General features: G+C 49.4%; 1 protein-coding gene and 1 pseudogene. Both read right to left on the bottom strand.

The window, feature by feature from the left end; translation table 11 throughout:
• The coding region (locus tag RMO35_RS21000; RefSeq protein ID WP_309743913.1) for a glycosyltransferase at nucleotides 1-714 on the bottom strand (714 nt) is incomplete at its 3' end.
• A gap of 594 nt (nucleotides 715-1,308) precedes the next feature.
• Nucleotides 1,309-1,857, bottom strand: a pseudogene (locus RMO35_RS20995) (signal recognition particle protein); the annotation flags it as partial.

Raw genomic sequence — 1,857 nt, 5'->3', positions numbered from 1 at the left:
GGCTAAATGGACGTTAGCCCGGTTGAGTTTGGCAAATGCCGCGATCGCATCGACATGATGTTTGCGAGCGGTGAATTCGGCGACAGATAGCAATAAATGAGCTTCCTCATCGATGCCTAGCTCTTGTCGAACCTGAAGAATTGCCGCTTCAGATACCCGATGGCGGTTGTAATATTTTAAGTCCACACCGATACCCGGCATATAACGAGATCGATCGGCAGGGACTAGGTTATATGCCAGTGACGCGTCCTTGTCCTCGTGATTGATGGTGACTAAATAGTCAGTCCATTTACCCGCCAACTTCTCTAAATTGATAAACGCAAAATTTCTCAAGTAATTGCCACTACGATAGAAATGAAAGCCATGTGCGGTGTAAATCACACTCGTACCCAGTTGTTTGCGGATATCCTTGAGAGCGTAGCGAGTCACAAAAGCCGCAACTGGAGTATGAACGTGAACGAGATCGTATTTTTCGCGCGTCACCAGTTCGCGAATTACTTGCGGTGCTGCCAATAGATTACGCGGATCGAAGGGATTGCGCGACCATTCTACGTCCCACACTCGATCGAATCCGCTCACGCACTCCGGATCGGTCGAAACCCCACACGCCATCGCGTCTACTTGCCAGCCCTGCGCTCGAAAATGTGCCGCAAATGGGAGCAAAAAACTCCGGAGGGTACTCGGAACCGTCGTAACCATTAAAAGTCTGTTCATAACAATCGATGTTGGATCGGGGGAAGGCAATAGGGAAATGGCGTCGATGCTGTCGGGAGTGGATGGAAGGCGCTAAAACTCGCTATTCGAGTCCACAACCGATCGAGCGAGTAGTGACTGCTGCTCGGGGATGGTTACAGGTGAAACAATCGGTAATAGTAATTACTTGAGAAAAATTTGCATCAATATGCGGCAATTCGAGTCAAGGATGTCGTCGCTCAGTATAACAAGCTAGGGTCGGCAGTCCATCCGAGGATTTACTTACTAGATCGCTCAGTCTTCTCCATAGACGCCAAGTATCGCTATTTGGGTTCCATCCCAAACTGGATTCGATCGCTGCTAGACCCGGGTCTTCATAACCGCCACAGTTGCCGTACAGCGGCGGTTGCTGCGCTGGCTCGATCGAGCCAGCCGGGATATTTTTCTCAGTAATAATACGGAGAACTATTCATCTTGACGATCGAAATCATCAAATTTTTTTCTCACGACACCCTAATTTTCGCCTCGCCTAATTTCACGAGGGATTAGTACCGAATCGAGGAATGCCAAGCAAGACAAATATTAGTACCGAACTTACCACGATCGGCACAGATGTTACAGAGTTCCAAAACCTTTTTTCTTTTTCTTCGCTTTTGCAGGTGCGCCCGGTTGACCGCCCCGTGCGCCTGGTTGACCCCCACCCATGCCGGGAAAATTCCCCATACTCATCTGTTGCATCATGGTTCGCATCCGGGTAAATTCAGCAATCAGCCGACTAACATCAGCTTCTTCATAACCACAACCCTTGGCAATCCGCCGCCGCCGACTGGGAGTACTCGCGAGTAAATCGGGATTAGCGCGTTCTTCTTTCGTCATCGACTGAATCATCGCTTCAGCCTTTTTGAGCTGATCTTCGCCCTGTTTGAGCTGCCCGTCAGAGAGTTTGCCCATCCCGGGAATCATCTTCAGCAACCCACCCAAAGAACCCATATTCTTCAACATCCGCATCTGTTTGATGAAGTCGTTGAAGTCAAATTTGGCTTCGAGGATTTTTTCGGTTAATTTTGCCGCATCGGCAATATCGAAATCTTCCTGGGCTTTTTCCACCAGCGTCAGCACGTCGCCCATCCCCAGAATCCGCGATGCCATCCGCTCTGGATAAAA

The sequence above is a fragment of the Chamaesiphon sp. OTE_20_metabat_361 genome (assembly GCF_031364565.1).
The sequence above is the reverse complement of the archived record's forward strand: the minus strand, read 5'-3'. Positions and strand labels throughout refer to the sequence as shown.